The following is a 1,584-nucleotide window of genomic DNA, read 5'->3' as shown; positions in this document are numbered from 1 at the left end:
GGCCCCCGCTCCGCGCTGGCCCGCCCGTCGTCGCCGCCCGCGCTGCTGCTCGGGGCCCGCGGCGGCCGCCTCGACCCGCGGGTGGCGCGCACCGTCGTGCACCGCGCGCTGGCCGCCGTCCCGGGCGTCCCCGACGTCGGTCCGCACGGTCTGCGGCACGCCGCCGCCACGCACATGCTCGAAGGCGGAGCCGACCTCCGCTACGTACAGGAATTGCTCGGTCACGCTAAGCTAGCCACCACTCAGCTCTACACGCACGTCACCGTCGAGCGGCTGAAGGTGGTTCATGAGCAGGCGCACCCCAGGGCATGAGCTGCGGTTCGGCGCGGTCGCCGCGCCCGCCCGGCTGGTCGGCGCCCCGGCCGTGCCCACCACGGTCGCGCAGGATCCCGAACCGTCGGCCCCGGCACCCTTCGGCGGAGCGGTCCCCATGGTCGACGACCTGTGGACGCATTACCTCGCCGAGCCGACCCGAGAGGTGCGCGACCACCTGGTGGTGCACTACACGGCCCTGGTCAGCGCGGTGGCCCACCGGGTGGCCGCCGGGCTGCCCCCGCACGTGGAGCTGGCCGACCTGGTGCAGTCGGGCGTCTTCGGGCTGATCGACGCGGTCGAGCGGTTCGACCCGGAGCGCAGCCCGCGCTTCGAGAGCTACGCCGCCCAGCGGATCCGCGGCGCCATCCTCGACGAGCTCCGCGCCCAGGACTGGGTGCCGCGCAGCGTCCGCGGCCGGGCCCGGGAGCTGGAACGGGCCCAGGAACGGCTGGAGGCGCGGCTGCTGCGGGCGGCGACCGACCGCGAGCTGGCCGGCGAGCTGGGGGTGGCGGTGCACGAGCTGCGCGGCCTCACCCGCCAGGTGCAGGTGGTGAGCGTGGAGGCGCTGGACGAGAGCAGCGGCGGGACGTCGGAGCTGTTCACCGACCACCGCACCCCCGACCCGATGGCCACCGTCCAGGCCAGGGAGACGCTGCGCCAGCTGGCGATGGTGGTGGCCCAGCTGGGCGAGCGCGACCGCACCGTCATCCGGCTGTACTACCTGGAGAACCGCACCCTGGCCGAGATCGGCCGGATGCTCGGGGTCACCGAGTCGCGGGTGTGCCAGCTGCACTCGCGGCTGGTCGGCCGGCTGCGCGGACGGCTGGAGGAGCTGGCCGCGGGCTGAGGCCGCCGCCGCCGGGGCCCACGGCCACGGATCGGGCAGCGGGAGCAGGCGCACCCGGGGCGGGCGCAGCAGCACCAGCGGGTCGAGGTAGTCACCCGGCCCGCGGCGCACGCCCCAGTGCAGGCAGGCGGGGTCGGGGCAGCCGGGGTGGCCCGCGTCGAGCGTGCCCAGCGGCTGCCCGACCGCCACCGCGGCCCCGGTCGCCACCACCGGCCGCAGCGGTTGGTACGTCGTGCGCAGCCCGTCGTCGTGCAGCACGGACACCACGCCGAGCCCGCCGACGGGCCCGGCGAAGACCACGGTGCCGGCCCGGGCCGCGAGGACCGTGGCACCCGGGGCGGCGGCGAGGTCGACGCCGCGGTGGCCCGGCCCGAACGGGTGCGCGGGCGGGCGGAACGGCGTGCGCACGGCGGGGGTGGGGT

At 77.1% G+C, this 1,584-nt stretch carries 2 protein-coding genes and 1 pseudogene; 2 read left to right on the top strand and 1 reads right to left on the bottom strand.

Translation table 11 applies throughout. The annotated features are described in order from the left end of the window. Positions 1–312 (top strand): tyrosine-type recombinase/integrase (locus tag KIK08_RS38965; protein WP_214408322.1); only part of this gene is annotated, 312 nt, incomplete at its 5' end. Next, the gene (locus KIK08_RS38960) at positions 287–1,162 is read left to right on the top strand and encodes a FliA/WhiG family RNA polymerase sigma factor (RefSeq protein WP_214408321.1); all 876 of its coding nucleotides are present in this window, start codon (positions 287–289) and stop codon (positions 1,160–1,162) included. The genes KIK08_RS38965 and KIK08_RS38960, both read left to right, overlap by 26 nt. 39 nt (positions 1,163–1,201) lie before the next feature. On the opposite strand, the pseudogene KIK08_RS38955 reads toward KIK08_RS38960, so the two are convergent. Further along, a pseudogene (locus tag KIK08_RS38955) lies at positions 1,202–1,584 on the bottom strand (M23 family metallopeptidase); the annotation flags it as partial.

The organism is Pseudonocardia lacus, assembly GCF_018531445.1.
Taxonomy (GTDB): domain Bacteria; phylum Actinomycetota; class Actinomycetes; order Mycobacteriales; family Pseudonocardiaceae; genus Pseudonocardia; species Pseudonocardia lacus.
Note: the sequence above shows the minus strand (reverse complement) of the source record. Positions and strands in the feature narration are given on the sequence as shown.